The sequence below is a fragment of the Alteromonas sp. R7 genome, from assembly GCF_055755235.1.
The window spans coordinates 250,821-267,015 of sequence record NZ_JBVTQX010000003.1 but is presented as its reverse complement, the minus strand read 5'-3'; the positions used below and the strand labels follow the sequence as shown (position 1 = coordinate 267,015).

Here is a 16,195-nt window from a genome sequence, read left to right as displayed (position 1 = left end):
CGTCGACCTTTTAAATGTATGTGTCCGCGGCGTATTGTACAGTTATTTACAACACTAACGACTATTTTTACCGTATAGTTAACACCAAATGTAGTAAAATTACAACTTGTACCAACTATAGGATCTGAATCTTTACTGTTTCCCTCAGTTTACCCTCATTTAACCCGATTGAAATAACAAAAATTGTCAAAAAATTACATTTTTCTTGTCACAGACGTCACATTGAGTACTATTACGGGTGTACCTTACAATAAATTGTGCTAACTAATTGCTATATCTGTATGAACATTTTAGAAAAAATCACACAAAACCAAGCGGCATTCAGTAAATCTGAGAAAAAGGTAGCTGAAGTAATTCTAGCTAACCCACAAACGGCCATTCATTCGAGTATAGCAACCCTCGCTAAGATGTCGGATGTTAGTGAGCCTACCGTAAACCGTTTCTGCCGAAGACTTGATACTAAAGGCTTCCCAGACTTTAAGCTGCATTTAGCGCAGAGCCTGGCTAACGGCACGCCTTATGTAAACCGCCATGTTGATGAAAACGACAGCCCAGACGAATATACCAATAAGATATTCGAGTCGACCATGGCGTCCCTGGAAGTGGCGCGCCAATCTGTGGATGTGAACGTGGTAAATCGCGTTGTTGATTTACTTACACAGGCACAGAAAATTTCATTTTTCGGCTTAGGCGCTTCAGCTTCAGTGGCTCACGATGCACTAAATAAGTTTTTCCGCTTCAATGTTCCAGTGGTCTACTTTGAAGATATTCTGATGCAACGCATGAGCTGCATGAACTGCTCAGATGGCGATGTTGTTGTATTGATTAGCCACACGGGCCGAACTAAAAGCTTAGTAGAAATAGCGCAAATTGCCCGCATGAACGACGCTACTGTAGTAGGAATTACCTCAGCAAATAGCCCGCTGGCACAAGAATGCAGTTACGTGTTATCGCTGGAAGTACCAGAAGATACTGATATGTATATGCCTATGGCCTCTCGCATCGCGCAGCTCACGCTAATTGATGTACTGGCAACCGGCTTTACACTGCGCCGCGGCAACAAGTTCAGAGAGAATCTGAAGCGAGTAAAGGATACGCTGCGTGGTTCACGTTATGAAAAGCGTGGTGAGTAATTTTCTTCCCACGTGATCAAATAAGAACCACTTACCGTAGCAAAATTGGTTCAACAAATAAGCGAAAACGCCTAACTGGTCGAGCCAGTTAGGCGTTTTTGTTTATTTCATTCACATTTTTGTCAAATTCAACTATTATTCTGTAATAAAATTACGTAAAGCGATTACAGGCATACCGTATAAACGCGTAGCCTATCACTCTTTGTCTTTTCTAACTTAGAAACAGCGACGGAATCACATGACCAGAAGAACGAAAATTCTTGCCACCCTAGGACCTGCAACCGACTCACTTGAAAAGATTCAGGCACTTATTGCCGCAGGCGCAAACACTGTGCGCATGAACTTTTCACACGGACAAGCCGAAGACCACATTGAACGTGCAAAGCGCGTTCGTCAGGCGGCAAAGAACCTAGGTAAATACGTAGCGATTTTAGGTGATCTTCAAGGTCCTAAAATCCGTGTTGCTCGTTTTGCCGAAGGTGCAGTTCGTTTAGAGGTTGGCGCAAAATTTATTCTAGACGCTGAATTAGGCCGCGACGAAGGTGATATTAATCAAGTAGGTATTGATTACAAAGCGCTTCCTGATGATGTATCAGCAGGCGATATTCTGCTTCTTGATGACGGTCGTATTCAGCTTCGAGTAACTGGCGTTGAAGGCCGCAAAGTGATTACTGAAGTAACAGTAGGCGGCAAGCTTTCAAACAATAAAGGCATTAACCGTCAAGGCGGTGGTCTTTCTGCAGATGCACTTACCGAAAAAGACAAAGAAGACATTAAAACCGCCGCGAAAATTGGTGTTGATTACCTTGCAGTGTCATTTCCTCGCAGCGGCGCAGACTTGAACTACGCGCGAGAACTTGCCGAAGCAGCTGGCTGCTACGCAAAAATTTGTGCAAAGGTCGAGCGTGCTGAAACGGTGGCGTCTGACGAAGCCATGACGGATATCATCAGCGCTTCAGATGCGGTAATGGTTGCTCGTGGTGACTTGGGTGTAGAAATTGGCGATGCGGAACTTGTTGGTGTTCAAAAGAAACTGATTGCCCGTTCTCGCCAGCTCAACAAGGTTGTGATCACCGCGACGCAAATGATGGAGTCGATGATTGACAGCCCTATGCCTACACGTGCAGAAGTAATGGACGTTGCGAACGCTGTACTAGACGGCACTGACGCGGTAATGCTTTCAGCTGAAACAGCGGCGGGTAATTTCCCTATTGAAACAGTTGCAGCTATGGCTCGTGTTTGTGAAGGCGCGGAAACACATCCTAGCGTTAAAATTTCCAAGCACCGCATGGATCAGCAGTTTTCTTCTACTAGCGAGTCAATTGCTCTGTCTGCGGTTTACGCCGCGAACCACTTGCCAAGTGTTAAAGCGATTGTAGGTTTAACTGAAAGTGGAACTACACCAACGTTAATGTCTCGCATTACTACATCTCTGCCAATTATTGCGATGTCTCGTCACGAATCAACGCTTAACACGATGGCGCTTTGCCGCGGCGTTAAGCCGGTTTTCTTTGACTCTTCAAACAGTGAACCTGGCAAATTGAAGTACGATGTCATTGCATCACTTAAAGAGAAAGGGTTAGTGAAAAGCGGCGACAGTATCATCCTGACTTACGGCGATGAAATGGAAAAAGTGGGCGCGACCAATACCCTTAAAATCGTAGAAGTCGAATAGCAACGTATACACTATTAAAGCGAAGCAAATGCTTCGCTTTTTTTTGCCTGTAATTTACTAAAGCAGTGGTAAGCTGACGCTTATAATAAGAACACTCAACTAAGTCAGTATCAAAATTACAAAAAACATATCCAACAAAACAACGAGAATTCGTTAACACTCCTCGGGACAACAACGACAAAAATAAGGATAGACATGCAGCTCGTTTTCAATCACTACACACGTTTTTCAGCAATTATAACGCTCTTGGCACTTTTCACTCATAGCGTATGGGCAAATACACAGCACGTACACACCATGAAGCGTGTAGAAGTAGCTTCACAGAACGCTCCGTTACAGCCAATAATGATTCAAGGCCCCATGCCCATTGAAGCCGAATACTTTGCTGCGCTTTTGGATAACACTACAACAGAGTATTCAGGTAATGCGGTATTCTATAAAGGGACACTAGACGGGTATCCCATTGTGGTAGCTAAAACCGGTAAGGGTTTAGAAAATACAGCGGCCGCCACCGCCATTGGCATAGAGAGATACCACCCTCGCCTTATCATCAATCAGGGAACATCAGGTGGCCACGATCCTTCCTTAAAAGTTGGTGATATTGTTCTTGGCGAACGCAGTATTAATGCATCCAATTTTAAAACGCCTAAGCTGGCTCAAGGAGAAGGTTCTCATCCGTTTAATTGGCTACCGATGGATCTTATGGCGTCAGAAGGCAGCGCGGGAGAAGGAAGTAGCGCTAAGGACGCAGAAAAGTTGCGTTATTATTTAGGAGACAAACAGCTCATCAACCTAGCTCTATCGCTAGCCAAGCAGTACAAACGCGGGAACGTCGTTAAAGGAACGATTGGCAGCGGTAACTTTTGGAATAACGAGTTAGATCGAATAGCATGGCTCCATAAGAATATGGGAACGAGTGTGGAAGAAATGGAAACCGCTTCTGCAGCGCAGATTGCACATGCCTACCACGTTCCCTTTTTAGGTATTCGCGTATTGTCGAACAATATTACCAACCATGGTGAATATGACCCAACCACGGCCAAAGATTGTCAGGCCTTTGTTGAAAAAGTGGTAAGAGCTTATATTTCTGCGCTGTCGGAATAAAATTGGAAAACACTCAAACGAAAAACGCGCCCTACATTGTAAAAATGTAAGGCGCGTTTTCATGTATAACCTTTGTATTAGATTGCTTGAGCGGTATAAGTTTCCGCATCTTGACTAACATCATTCGCGTATTGAGTAAGATGATGATTTAGAATATTTTCGGCGCGCTCAACAAACTCATCACGCTTAAATTTCCAACCTCTTAAATCGGCTTGCTTAGCCTGTGCAATGTAGTGCTCTAGACGCGTTTTTCTCAATAGATGTGCCTTTTTCGACAAATCAAATTCTACCAATGAGAAGTTGCGCTGTACTTTTTGAATATCCATGTGAACGGGGCGCTGTTCGTCATCAGCTGATGCTTGGCTTACGGATAGCTTTCCTTGCCCAATTACACCGACTATAACAATGATTGCTGATACCACTAAGCCTGAATAAACCCACTTTAAAAAGTTCATGCCCCACTCCTTGAACGATTTTGCACTTGTATCGATAAGCTCGCTACAATCCACTTAATTAAAACTATTTATCACCAATGTATTGAGTCATTCGACTTTTTAAGTTTCTAGCTTTCACGTTGCAGCAGATGTTTTCTGCCTGACAATACATACTTTCGTCTATTCAATACATCAAGTAATTCACTCATATCTACTTAACCATATGCACCTTCCGCACCATATAGTTAATCTTTGTTTTTCAGTAATTTAGACCAACCCAAAACTTATACTAAAGTTGTATAAGGTACTTTCTACACACAGCAAGATAAAATTTTCCTTTCAAATTTAATAAACTCACTCCCCTTAATACTGTACACTTATACAGTATTAAGATATACCACAACAAGCAATGTACTGGACTGGTATGGAATCTTGTTTTTTTTCAGACCGTCTACCACGTACATTTGCCTAGAGAAAGTGACCATTTGCGATGCATGACAAACTCATTCAAAAACTCGAAATTCTTTCAGATGCCGCTAAGTATGACGCTTCTTGCGCAAGTGGCTCCGCCGGTAAACGAAAAGCAGGTAAAACTGACAAAACAGGAATAGGTTCGCTCACAGGAGGGTCAGGGATATGTCACAGCTTTACCCCTGATGGACGATGCGTATCATTACTTAAGATCCTAATGACCAACTATTGCATATACGATTGCCATTACTGCATCAATAGGGTGTCTAGCAACGTTCAACGAGCGCGTTTTACCGTTAAAGAAACGGTTGATTTAACGCTTAATTTTTATAAGCGTAACTACATTGAGGGATTATTTTTAAGTTCCGGTATTGTCGGCTCTCCTGACCTGACTATGGAGAGCATGGTACGCATCGCGAAGTCTCTTCGCATTGATCACGGATTTAAAGGATACATTCATCTTAAGACCATTCCGAATGCATCTCCTGAACTACAGGCTGAAGCTGGCTTATATGCCGATAGGCTAAGTATAAACATCGAAATGCCGACACAAAATTCGTTGAACAAATACGCCCCGGAAAAAGACCTTGGTGAAATTCACGGTTCAATGAATACATTGAAAGACAAAATAAATGAACACAAAGTAGATAAAACCTACTCGGGTAAACGCCCACCTCGCTTTGCTCCTGGCGGACAGTCCACTCAGATGATCATAGGAGCCGATGACTCAAATGATAAAGTTATCCTTGGCACGAGTGTCAAACTGTATGGTCAACAAAAATTGCGGCGCGTTTACTATTCTGCATTTTCGCCCATCCCAGATGCGTCTGAAGTCTTGCCTCTTAAACCAGCCCCACTTATCCGTGAACACCGACTTTATCAGGCCGATTGGCTCCTGCGCTTTTATGGATTTGGTTTAGATGAAATTGTACACAACGACATGCTAGATATGGAGCACGACCCCAAGCTTGCGTGGGCGCTACGCAATCGCCACATATTTCCCATCGATTTAAACAAAGCTGACAAGCTACTTTTATTGCGAGTTCCTGGACTGGGAGCACGCACAGTACAAAAAATTTTGGCTATTCGACGTTACACAAAGCTTAGCTGGTTCGATCTCACAAAAATGCGTTTACCCTTACAAAAATTAAAACCGTTCATTACTGTTAGTGATTATTCCCCCGCTATCCATTTGCTCGATAGCAGTAACTTTGAACAGCAATTTAAACAACCAAAACAGTTTGAATTGTTCAGCGCCTAATCTAATTGGTACTACAATGAAAAAAGTAACAATTTCATCAGTGCCCGGATACGACGAATGGCGAAAAGCATCGAGAGAATGTCTAGCCCAACACATACCTCCGGAGAACGTTACATGGCAAACTTCGCAATCTAACCAAGACGACTTGTTTGCCGTGACCGATTCGGCCAACGCTATTGGTGAAAGCCAAACGAATTTCAGAATTCCCAGATCAGTTTTAACGCTGTTGAAGTATGCGTTATGCCACCAAGCCCCCGATCGTTTCGCTTTATGTTACCGCGTTTTATGGCGAGTAGTTTTCGAAAACAGAAACCTTATTCACTTAAAAACTGACGAAGATGTGTTGCGTCTCAACGTGCTGGCTAAAGCAGTAAAACGCGATGCATATAAGATAAGTGCTTTTTTGAGATTTCGAGAAGTTGTACTTGACGGACAAGAGCATTTTATTGCGTGGTATGAACCAGAACACTTCAGCTTGGAATTGAAGCTCGATTTTTTTCGGACTCGTTTTAAAAATATGTGTTGGTCAATACTTACCCCTTATCGAGCTGCGCATTGGAATACTAAAACACTTGTTTTGGAAGATAATCCTGACCCAAGTATTATTCCAAATGATGACAGAATTGAAAAATACTGGCTTACGTATTATGCAAATATATTTAATCCTGCCCGCGTAAAAACAAAGGCAATGTTAAGTTCAATGCCAAAAAAATACTGGAAGAATATGCCTGAGACGTCGCTTATTAACGATATGATACGCCACTCGGATGCTAGAGCACGTAAGATGATACTAAATGGAAAAAAGGTGGAGAATGGTGAATGAGTCCTCCTGACAAATATTAGCAGCTGTGCTTCCTTTGTTTATTGCGATTTGAAAAGCTCTGTAAAACGTGACCAGAAAAAAAGGGGCCGAGGCCCCTTTTTTGTGTAAAGCAACAATGATATTAGTTCATCGCAGTTTCAGTAACTACACGAAGGTTGCTTTCAACATCTTTTACGTCAGACGCATTCTTGGCAATTTCCACAGCTAGGTCACGCTCAGCATCAGAATCAACGTCGCCAGTCAGTGTTACTACACCGTTTTCTACGTCAACATCGATGTCGAAACCTGAAATATCGGTATCCATAAGAAGACGAGTTTTGATTACTGTGGCGATTTTGGCGTCAGTTAACTCGCTTGTGCCTTCGTCAACAGTATCTTCCATGTCATCTGACATGTCGCCTTCCATATCTTTGTCAGAGACAACCGTTAGCTTGTTGTCTACAGACGTTACACCATCAATATTCGCTACTAGCTCTTCCGCTAGCTTTTTATCAACAGAGTTCTCAACCTTACCAGTAAGAACGACATTACCGTTTTTAACGTCAGTGTTAATGTCGAATGAATCAAGGTTACCATTGAACAACAGCGTTGCTTCTGCTTTGCCATCAATCCATGCGTCTTTGGCACCTTTCTCCCATTTGTTGTCTGTGTCCATGTCACCTGCATATGCAGCTGTAGTCAAAGTTGTAGCAACAATCATAGAAATAAGTGAACGTTTCATAACATTTCTCCTTTGTCGAAACTCGTAGATAGTCATGCCAATTCCTTGCCAACAAAATAAGGCATTGTTTTATATGATAAATATTAATATCCAGGGCTAGTTAAGTAAGTTTTGTTTTGCAAACTTTGCCTTTGTTTGAGAACTTTTTACTTAATTTTGTTAATGCCCAAAACTCGTCAACTTCACTTAACAAAAGCACCTATCAATTGTACTAAGGGATAACTTTTTGTCGTTGGCCGCCGCTAAGTTGCAGTGATACTTAGGTTAAACTTATTTCACAAAGCTGCCGTAGTTATAACGATTTGTGTCGCTTCACTAGCTATAGTCATCAATTTAGTTTTGCAGACAGAAGCAACAGGTGGAGTGTTTTTCGTTAATTAAACTCAAGGACCAACTAGACATGGATACTGCACTTACTGCTGTTTCAGTCTTATTTATAGCCGTAAGCTGGGCCCCTTTGCTTCCTTCTTCTCATTGGTTAATAAGAGTGTGGGAATTTCCGCGACTACAAATAGCAGCTATCATTTCTTTGTTAATTGCTGGGCATATTTTTGAATCAACCTATTACGCACAGATAGATAGCCTAGCAGTAATTATTGTCGCTGGATTAACAGTTAGCCTTATTTATCAGGTTATCTGGATCATTCCTTATACCCCTCTGTATAAAAGAGAAGTTAGGCACGTCGAGGTGGAGAGTGCGAGCCAAAAGCTAAGTGTTTTATCAAGCAATGTGTATATGCCTAATGACGATTTTCGCAAGCTCATTGAACATGTACGTAATAAGCAACCTGATTTTCTCGTAACGTTGGAATCTAATGAGAAGTGGCAGAAAGGCATCAGTGAAATTGAATCTGAATACCCGTATCGTAAATTTTGCCCACTCGAGAACCTCTACGGTATGCATCTTTATAGTAAGCTTCCCTTTGAAGAGGTCTCATTGCGATTTCTAATAGAAGAAGATGTGCCGTCTATGAAAGTTAAAATCAATCACCACGGACAAGATGTCACGCTATATTTTCTTCATCCAAAACCACCAAGCCCAACAGAAAACACGTATGCAAAGCCCAGAGACGTAGAACTTACTGTTGTGGGGGAAGAAATAGCTGAAACAGAGGGCCCTATTGTCGTCGCTGGCGATCTTAACGATGTAGCTTGGTCACCTACTACCAGAAAGTTCAAGAAAATAAGCGGACTTTTAGACCCACGAGAGGGGCGCGGTTTTTTCAATACATTTCACGCGAAATATCCTTTAGTGAAATGGCCGTTAGACCACGTATTTCACTCGGAACATTTTGCATTGGTCAATATAGAGAAACTTGAAAGCATAGGCTCAGACCACTACCCGCTTTATACCGAACTAGCGCTAATCACGGACAAGGAGTAATACTCAAGACTGTAAATCTAATGAGAGCTACGGTGTTTGACACACCACATGAGGCTATCACACGCCTCTTCACGCTTTTTAAAATGGGCTAGCCCTATTAGCTTGTTATCCCGAGGCCAAACCGCTTGGTTTAGCACCTCTTGATCTTCTGCCGATAGTTGTTCGCTATCTAACACAATCTCAACCGCTTTTTTGTTGGGTTTTATTAATGTGGGGTTAGCTTCTTTGACCAGAGCAGAGTTCACACAAATATACTCTCTCTTAACAGGGTCTCTCACCACGCCGATGTAGTTGTTGTCACAAATTATAGCTGGCCAGCCTTCCGTTATTCTGCTCTGTCCAAACATTACGAGTGTAAAAGCAACAAGAACGAAAAGTGTTAAACCGATAAATTGAGCGCTCAAATCTGGTGCTACGCTTACAATAACGCCGACAACAGCTGCGAAAAATATCCAGCCGCCAAATACTCTGCGCATAGCATTTGGTGAGATACCAGATATAACATCAACCACCTTTAATGATTGTTTGTCATAGTGTCGAATAAATACAGACGATTGTGATTCCACAGCCTTTGTCCACCAGAAAAAATACGAAATTCAGAAATTAATACGTTACAAGTAAGGCTGAAGATTTACCTACACTTTGAGTGAGTAAAAACCAATAATATGAGATTAGTTCTACTCGAAAGAAAACGTGTTAAGCAATATTTGTAGGAATATTTAAACTATTGAATTGTAATGTTTAACCTACTAACCAAGCATATCAAAATATGTGGGAACGGCAAAGCAATTACGCGCTAGATGCACAGTAAAACAAGACTTATGAAAAGAAGCGTCATGTTAATCTGCAAATTAGAACAGACCACCAAAAATTAACATAAAAAACTGCTGTTGGCCTCCATACATTCGTTTGTAAATTTTTCTCTCACTTTGCACCTCTTGCTTGCCTTGGCGCTCAACCATTGCTGCAAACACTCAAAAACAGAACTTGAAATTACACTTTTTATCAAAAAATCAATAATTTACAAAACAGGAACACTCTTTGCTTCTACGAAAGTATAACGTTCAACGTTTCATGTCGTCGTTATTACAGGTTCAACAAATTAGAAAGGGAGGAAGAGTATGCGTTCACCAATAAGTGCAGTAACTATTGTTAAGAGCAGAACTGAGAAACTGGCCAATTTGATTACTCAGTTAGAGCAATGCTCTCCAACGCCAGATGAGCTAGTCATTGTTTGGATGGCACCTCCTTCTGATTTGTCACTCGTACGCAGTGACAAATTCGACATTGTTCACAAGTTTGTGACTCAAGATGCTCTTCCGATAGCGAAAGCGCGCAACAAGGGTATGTCAGCGGCCAAGCACGCGAATTTAGTTTACCTAAACGTAGACGCAGTTATTGCCCCATCGCTTTTTAGAGATGGCTTGCTTGCGCTTCGTGACAACACCGTAGTGTTCACATCAGTGGTGTTTTTACCCAACGAGCGCTGTTGTAAGCCCTACCGACAAATTTCAAAAGATGAAAAAGAAATCGGTTATTTAGCAAGTAATGACGACACGTTACCCGAAGACGACAATAACGAAATACCTTCAAGAGATCAGGAAATTAATCATGGAAAGTTTAGTGACGATAGTATTTGTTCTACAGTGTTTTTTATTCGTAAGGCAGACTTTCAGAAAACCGGCGGCTTCGATGAAGGCTACGCGGGTTTCGGACTAAACGACGAAGATTTCTTCACTAACTGTAGGGCATTAGGGTTTTCGTTAGAGCAATTGCCCACGCGAACATTTGCACCACACCGGTCTAATTATCAATGCCCGATAAATCACCTTTTAGACTTTGTTCATAATGCACAGCGTTTTCACTCGAAATGGGGATTTTACCCATGTGTCAATGTATTGAACGCGTATGCAGACCAAGGTTTTATTAATGCTGACTTCAAGCAAAACGGCATTAAAATCAAGCACCTCCCCCAGCAGGTAGAGGAAGACAAGGCGGACGCGCCGGTTGAGCAATTAACGGTAACCAACGCCCAAAACAATGTTGAATTTACGTCTTTTCATTCGCCGGAGAAAGGCTCTGACCTTTTGAGCACGACCGCATAAAACGCTTTCAGGGAGATATGGAATGTCTTTATTGAAACCGAATCTAACCGAGCGCTTTTTGTCGTTTGTAGGGGAAGCCGATTTCCCCTGCGTCGGAGCCAAAACAGCCCTCAATAAAAGCCAAATTCATGTGAATCAATACGACGATATTCGCTGTCCTCTCAATGAGACAGATATGTTGGCGTCAATTCACCAATTTGTAGAGTCGTTTGATCTTGAACGGGACATGTACTCCTCTTTGGTCGCAACTTTTGAGCTTCCAGATACGATAAGCGAAACTGAATTTGATCGGGTTTTATGGGAAAAATTGCAGCGTTTACACGAGATTGACGCCTGTTTAAAACCTTGGGATAGTAAAGTATCAAGTGACCCTCATAACGCTCAGTTTAGCTTGAGTTTAGGCGGAAAGGGTTTCTTTGTAGTTGGACTGCATCCAAATGCATCAAGAAAAAGCCGTCGATTTCCCTACCCTGCCATCGTGTTTAATTTACACGAGCAATTTGACATGTTGAGAAAGCAGAAGCGTTTTGAAGCATTCAAAGACCACATTCGTAAACGAGATACCGCGTACTGCGGAAGTAAAAATGAGCTACTCGCAAACCATGGTGATAGCTCAGAGGTATATCAATATAGTGGTGTAAAACATTCCGAAAACTGGGAATGCCCGTTCAAGCGGATTAAGCACTAAACCTAAATAAAAGGGACAAGTCACATAATGTTACAAACTATACAGCCAAGAAGCGGCACTGCATTTACTATGAAAAAAGGGGAAAGACTTAAAGTTATTGATCCAGAAGGTGAACAAGTGGCCGACCTCTATGCGTTCAATGAACACGATAAAAATGAGTTTATCTCTTCAGGACGAAGTTTAGATTACAATGAAAGCATCCAATTCAAAAAAGGCAGCTTGCTATACTCTAATCAAAGTAACGTGATGTTCGAAATTATTGAAGACACTGTAGAAGACCATGACTTTCTTTTGACTCCTTGCAGTGTTGACACGTTTAAGCATTTTTATCCCAATGAAGAGCCTGTACCTGGGTGCCACGGCAATTTAGTCGCGGCTTTTTCAGAGTTTGACATCCCAGAGCATCACGTTTGTACCACATTCAATACCTTTATGAATGTGGAGGTAGACGCCAAGGGTAAAATATCTGTTCTTCCTCCTAAGTCTAATGCCGGTGATTACACAATATTTGAAGCAAAGATGGATCTAATCGTAGGGTTAACCGCGTGTTCAGCGGGCGAGTCAAATAACTTCCGTTACAAACCGATTCAGTTTGAAATTTTACCCGCGGCTAACATCTAGCCGCGAGCGTTATCTTCTAAATAAACAAGCGCTACCGAGCTTCTGCAATGGCGCTTGGCTTTTCTTGTTGCCAGTTAAGTCGCATATCCCACTTGAAACGATGTTCAGGCTTAAGCGGTGGCTGTTCGGCATCAATAGTGCTTAACACATTAGTCGCCTTAGTCAGCGTTGCGTCGCGACCGAACAAATAGCTTTGCTCTTTCACTATGGTCAAATACGCTTTGTTCAACGCATACGCGCGCTCTGGTGAAGGAGTAATGATGTCGTACACTGACTTGGCACGTTGCACCTCTTCCACCTTGACCATGCCTTTTTCATCAAACCATTTGGCCAGCATTTCTCCGTTTTGACGGAACTCATCGCCACCGCCCACGCGCTCCATGTAAGTGAGAAACTCGCCTTTTTCCTCGTTGATATTTGGCACATCTTCAATTTCACGCAGGTCTATATAGCCCCACCCCGCTTGTCCGGGAACTTTCCGTGCAAATGAAAATGTTTGGTCAAAGGTTGACCCTACTGTTTTGTGACAGCCGTTACAAAACGCAAGCTCTTGAGCGTGCTGTGCACGAAGTTCGCCCTGCTCATTTTCAATGAAGCCATTAATTGTCCAGCCAAAGCCGTTGTCTATTCCTTTTTCACCTAAGTAGCGGGTTTGAGGCAGCTTTTCAAAATGCTTATCTTTTGCTTCCGCATAATAGGCAGATGCTAAGCTTTCTCTGCTTCTGAACATATGCTTTTTCATGTAGCGCACTTCCTTCATACGCGGCGCGTTATAAATATGCCCGTTTTCATCCACGCCAATGTAGCGCACGGTATGTAAGAATTCTGTACCTTCGGGGTAAAGCATGTGCGCTAGCGGAACATTGCTTGCGTCGCCAACATAATGCGACAAACGAGCGATTTCAGTCACTAAATTGGTGAGTTTTCCGTCTTGGTTTACGTCAAGGTTCAACGCTAATTCGTTGACCGGCGCCACAGTTAACGTATCCAGCTCTTTAAGTGCCATTTCAACCAAGCTTAAGTTTAATGTATAGATAGCCTTATTATACTTGCCTTTTAGCGTTTGAAAGCTTTCAGGAAGCCTGATCATAGCATCGCCAGTTGACCCGTTAGTCGGCCAAAAAGTACTTGGGAAAGGCTTGTAATTATACGACACCCATCCACTGCCATCTTTAGCAAACCCGTCGCCATCAAATGCCTTATCAGCGGCGCTCAAATTTTCAATACGCATGTAGTCTGGCATGGCGTCATTGTTAAGCGAAGCGGTATAGTTGTCTTGCGCTATATATTTTTTAATCGTGTCATCATCAATGCCCGCAATTAGTGATGTACGGTCAATAAACAGGTTTTTCCAGCTGTTTGTTAACCCTACGTCAGAAAATTCGTAGTTGCCCTGTAACGTGCCATCGCCCATTTGATTAGGACGCTTTTCCATTGAATCGTAACTTTGGTGGCATGCATAACATGGGTTGTTAACACCTTCTGTTTTGGTGTAACACTGGGGAGGAATAACCGATTCAGGGTTATACACTTCATCGTGTTCAATATATGCCAGAGCGGGAATAGCATCGCCTTCTTGATAAGGATAAGCGTGGGTACTGTCGGTCTTTTCGTGAGTAGAAGTAGGCAGTTGTGTGTCAACTGTAAAGCTTGTTGAGTTTTGCTCATAGTTTGACTGATTGTTCACGTCAGTACCCGTGTTATCAGTGCATCCTGCACTGATAAGTAGTGAAAGCAGAATGCCTACACCTGAAGTTATTTTTAACATTTTCATAATCATCACAACGGAAAAATCCGGGTACGTAGGGCCTGTTGACCTTTGTTGTACACCAAAGGTTAACAGGCCCTAGGTACCCGGAGTATTTTTAAATTAAAAAGAAAACTTACTTATCTGCTGGCTCATACATCCACAGCGTATTGTTTTCTTGGAAACCGTCTTCACCGATAAGAATACGGCCGTCGTTCATCACCACTACGTTATCTGGTTGAGAAAGCTGTTCAACGTCACAACGCTCGGCGCCAGTTAGGCTTGAACGGTACGTACCGCCCATCACCACAGGTTCAATACGAGAGATGTTATAGCCTTCTTCAAGCTTGGCACGATAAACACCACCACAGTCTTTAACGCGGGCTGAAAGCTGCATATCGCCTTCACCGTCAATCATTGTGTTGTCGATATCAGCGATGCCGATGTAAAGGTATGCATTCTGTACCACTTCACCTTCGATAGTATCTACACCTTCAACCGCTTCCTTTGCGCGTTTCTGGTTGATTGAGATACCTTCCAGTTTTCTCCACTCTGCGGTAGCCCCTTTAAGACGGGCCGCTGCACGACTCTCTAAGAACGCTACGCGGTTATCCATTGGCTGTCCTGCTGTTACGCTAGAGCCACCTTCCTCTACCGTTGGATAGGTCGCATCGCCATCAGCCCATGCTTGAACGTCGGCCATAGTAATGTAAGAACTTTGTCCATCCACGTAATCGTCGGTACCAATACCATTGTATTCATCAATCCACGCGCGAATAGTCAGGTTATCACCGCTAGCTAATTCCACCCATTCAACCGCAAAACCAGTTGTCGCAGGATCATTCTGACCTGCGTCCTGAGTGAGCTTAGCGCCGTAAAGTGTACCTGCCGATAAGTCTTCAGCTGTGTCTGCGACAAACTTAAACAGTACGCCACCCGTATCATCTTGAGAAAGGTAAACCGTTTTTCCGTCAGGCATGACCGTTGAGTTCTCATGCTCGTAACGGCCCATGGCGAAATGCTTAACAACAACCGGCTCATCAGCCAACGGCTCTGTTACTTCCGCAATGTAGCCATAGTTGTACGGGTTTGGCGCATCTGGCGCCGTCATTTGCCACATACGACCTAAGCGCGCATCTGTAGAAACGGCCTCTGGGTTATTCCAGCTTGGTGATGTTGTCGTATCCACCGCCGAATCAACCACCCACTCTTCTGAAGTAAGCGGTGTACCCCAAGGTGACATTGAACCAAAGCAGTTTGCCGCCGTTCCCCACACTGGCGAGAAATCCAGCATCATGGCTTCAGTTACTTCCCACATACCAAACTCGTCTTTTTCAACTTTCATGCGGCTCATACCGCCAGGAAGCTCTTCCCAGTTCGAGAAAAGGTAACCTTCGCCTTCGGCGGTTGAGATGAAGCCGTTAAAATCAGGCATGTCATTTTCAAGAACCAACTCTTCGCCATCCAACGTGTAGATGTGACCTAAGCCTTCTGGTAGGTCAGTACCGAAAGTGTCGCCCGTTTGTCCAAGTACTTGATATTGACCAATGGCAGAAACCACCAGCTCTTTTTCTTCATCTGAGCTTGGTACAGGTGAATTTGGTAATGTTACTGGCAGATTGTTGAAGTTAGCACCTGCAAGCACGCCCACTGTACCGGTGTTGATAGGCATTGCATTTACACTGGTTGTCGCCGCATTAGTGCCAGACGGGTGCTGAACGTTAAAAAATAAATCGCCTTCGTCTGTTAAGAATATACCGGTCACTTCTGCACCAAGTGGAACCGTAGCAATACGTGTTAGCGTACCTGCACTATCACCTTGAGGACCTTGATCGCCCACCGGGCCCTGATCTCCTACTGGGCCTTGCTCACCTACAGGGCCTTGTACACCGTCTTCGCCATCGTCACCTTCCAGTGAACAGGCAGTCATCCCTAGTGTTACAGCCAGTGCTATCGCTGAATACTTAATTCCACGAAGAGTTTCGCTTTTCATTATAGTTCCTTGCTTATACTTGTTTTCGATGTTGA

The 16,195-nt window shown here is 43.1% G+C and carries 14 protein-coding genes; 9 read left to right on the top strand and 5 right to left on the bottom strand.

All coding sequences use genetic code 11. The annotated features are described in order from the left end of the window. Positions 1-281: 281 nt before the first annotated feature. From AC0J2X_RS06850 to AC0J2X_RS06840, 3 genes are all read left to right on the top strand, one after another. Positions 282-1,133, top strand: coding sequence for a MurR/RpiR family transcriptional regulator (locus AC0J2X_RS06850; protein WP_472995885.1), 852 nt, complete (start codon positions 282-284; stop codon positions 1,131-1,133). A 238-nt stretch (positions 1,134-1,371) separates the two neighbouring features. Next, on the top strand, positions 1,372-2,808 hold the full coding sequence (gene pyk, locus AC0J2X_RS06845) for a pyruvate kinase (protein WP_014949855.1): 1,437 nt from the start codon (positions 1,372-1,374) through the stop codon (positions 2,806-2,808). Positions 2,809-3,003: 195 nt separating this feature from the next. Further along, positions 3,004-3,912 (top strand): 5'-methylthioadenosine/S-adenosylhomocysteine nucleosidase, encoded by a 909-nt coding sequence (locus AC0J2X_RS06840; protein WP_014949856.1) that lies wholly within the window; start codon positions 3,004-3,006, stop codon positions 3,910-3,912. 77 nt (positions 3,913-3,989) lie between these two features. Here AC0J2X_RS06840 and AC0J2X_RS06835 read toward each other — a convergent pair whose 3' ends face one another. Beyond that, the gene (locus AC0J2X_RS06835; protein WP_014949857.1) at positions 3,990-4,367 is read right to left on the bottom strand and encodes a hypothetical protein; all 378 of its coding nucleotides are present in this window, start codon (positions 4,365-4,367) and stop codon (positions 3,990-3,992) included. Between the two features lie 469 nt (positions 4,368-4,836). Between AC0J2X_RS06835 and AC0J2X_RS06830 the strand changes: the two genes are divergently transcribed. Together AC0J2X_RS06830 and AC0J2X_RS06825 are read left to right on the top strand one after the other, a co-directional pair. After that, positions 4,837-6,078: a putative DNA modification/repair radical SAM protein gene (locus AC0J2X_RS06830; RefSeq protein ID WP_014976821.1), complete on the top strand. Its 1,242-nt coding sequence runs from the start codon at positions 4,837-4,839 to the stop codon at positions 6,076-6,078. A 16-nt stretch (positions 6,079-6,094) separates the two neighbouring features. Then, entirely contained in the window at positions 6,095-6,901 is an 807-nt protein-coding gene (locus tag AC0J2X_RS06825) for a TIGR03915 family putative DNA repair protein (RefSeq protein ID WP_014949859.1), read from the top strand. Positions 6,902-7,022: 121 nt separating this feature from the next. On the opposite strand, the gene AC0J2X_RS06820 is transcribed toward AC0J2X_RS06825, so the two are convergent. Continuing rightward, positions 7,023-7,622, bottom strand: coding sequence for a BON domain-containing protein (locus AC0J2X_RS06820; protein WP_014949860.1), 600 nt, complete (start codon positions 7,620-7,622; stop codon positions 7,023-7,025). A 400-nt stretch (positions 7,623-8,022) separates the two neighbouring features. Between AC0J2X_RS06820 and AC0J2X_RS06815 the strand changes: the two genes are divergently transcribed. Beyond that, complete coding sequence (locus AC0J2X_RS06815; protein WP_014949861.1) at positions 8,023-9,006, top strand: endonuclease/exonuclease/phosphatase family protein; 984 nt, start codon at positions 8,023-8,025, stop codon at positions 9,004-9,006. Positions 9,007-9,023: 17 nt separating this feature from the next. Here the strand turns inward: AC0J2X_RS06815 and AC0J2X_RS06810 are convergent, their stop codons facing one another. Beyond that, complete coding sequence (locus tag AC0J2X_RS06810) at positions 9,024-9,572, bottom strand: hypothetical protein (RefSeq protein WP_014949862.1); 549 nt, start codon at positions 9,570-9,572, stop codon at positions 9,024-9,026. 555 nt (positions 9,573-10,127) lie between these two features. Here AC0J2X_RS06810 and AC0J2X_RS06805 point away from each other — a divergent pair. Genes AC0J2X_RS06805 through AC0J2X_RS06795 form a run of 3 tightly spaced genes read left to right on the top strand, consistent with a single transcriptional unit; the run spans position 10,128 to position 12,420 of the window. Further along, the gene (locus AC0J2X_RS06805; RefSeq protein WP_472995884.1) at positions 10,128-11,111 is read left to right on the top strand and encodes a glycosyltransferase family 2 protein; all 984 of its coding nucleotides are present in this window, start codon (positions 10,128-10,130) and stop codon (positions 11,109-11,111) included. Positions 11,112-11,133: 22 nt separating this feature from the next. Then, a complete protein-coding gene (gene gntA, locus AC0J2X_RS06800) occupies positions 11,134-11,799 on the top strand; it encodes a guanitoxin biosynthesis heme-dependent pre-guanitoxin N-hydroxylase GntA (protein WP_014949864.1) in 666 nt (221 codons plus the stop codon). A 27-nt stretch (positions 11,800-11,826) separates the two neighbouring features. Then, entirely contained in the window at positions 11,827-12,420 is a 594-nt protein-coding gene (locus tag AC0J2X_RS06795) for a DUF1989 domain-containing protein (RefSeq protein WP_014976827.1), read from the top strand. A gap of 31 nt (positions 12,421-12,451) precedes the next feature. Here the strand turns inward: AC0J2X_RS06795 and AC0J2X_RS06790 are convergent, their stop codons facing one another. Together AC0J2X_RS06790 and AC0J2X_RS06785 are read right to left on the bottom strand one after the other, a co-directional pair. Continuing rightward, entirely contained in the window at positions 12,452-14,194 is a 1,743-nt protein-coding gene (locus AC0J2X_RS06790; RefSeq protein WP_061486979.1) for a hypothetical protein, read from the bottom strand. A gap of 109 nt (positions 14,195-14,303) precedes the next feature. Next, positions 14,304-16,160, bottom strand: a complete 1,857-nt coding sequence (locus tag AC0J2X_RS06785; protein ID WP_156086537.1) for an alkaline phosphatase PhoX — start codon at positions 16,158-16,160, stop codon at positions 14,304-14,306. Between the last annotated feature and the right edge of the window lie 35 nt (positions 16,161-16,195).

Coding starts and splice junctions, on each gene's coding strand:
- pyk (WP_014949855.1), top strand. CDS start 1,372: ATGACCAGAAGAACGAAAATTCTTGCCACCCTAGGACCTGCAACCGAC.
- AC0J2X_RS06830 (WP_014976821.1), top strand. CDS start 4,837: ATGCATGACAAACTCATTCAAAAACTCGAAATTCTTTCAGATGCCGCT.
- AC0J2X_RS06825 (WP_014949859.1), top strand. CDS start 6,095: ATGAAAAAAGTAACAATTTCATCAGTGCCCGGATACGACGAATGGCGA.
- AC0J2X_RS06790 (WP_061486979.1), bottom strand. CDS start 14,194: ATGAAAATGTTAAAAATAACTTCAGGTGTAGGCATTCTGCTTTCACTA.
- AC0J2X_RS06785 (WP_156086537.1), bottom strand. CDS start 16,160: ATGAAAAGCGAAACTCTTCGTGGAATTAAGTATTCAGCGATAGCACTG.
- AC0J2X_RS06815 (WP_014949861.1), top strand. CDS start 8,023: ATGGATACTGCACTTACTGCTGTTTCAGTCTTATTTATAGCCGTAAGC.
- AC0J2X_RS06820 (WP_014949860.1), bottom strand. CDS start 7,622: ATGAAACGTTCACTTATTTCTATGATTGTTGCTACAACTTTGACTACA.
- AC0J2X_RS06850 (WP_472995885.1), top strand. CDS start 282: ATGAACATTTTAGAAAAAATCACACAAAACCAAGCGGCATTCAGTAAA.
- AC0J2X_RS06840 (WP_014949856.1), top strand. CDS start 3,004: ATGCAGCTCGTTTTCAATCACTACACACGTTTTTCAGCAATTATAACG.
- AC0J2X_RS06835 (WP_014949857.1), bottom strand. CDS start 4,367: ATGAACTTTTTAAAGTGGGTTTATTCAGGCTTAGTGGTATCAGCAATC.
- gntA (WP_014949864.1), top strand. CDS start 11,134: ATGTCTTTATTGAAACCGAATCTAACCGAGCGCTTTTTGTCGTTTGTA.
- AC0J2X_RS06805 (WP_472995884.1), top strand. CDS start 10,128: ATGCGTTCACCAATAAGTGCAGTAACTATTGTTAAGAGCAGAACTGAG.
- AC0J2X_RS06795 (WP_014976827.1), top strand. CDS start 11,827: ATGTTACAAACTATACAGCCAAGAAGCGGCACTGCATTTACTATGAAA.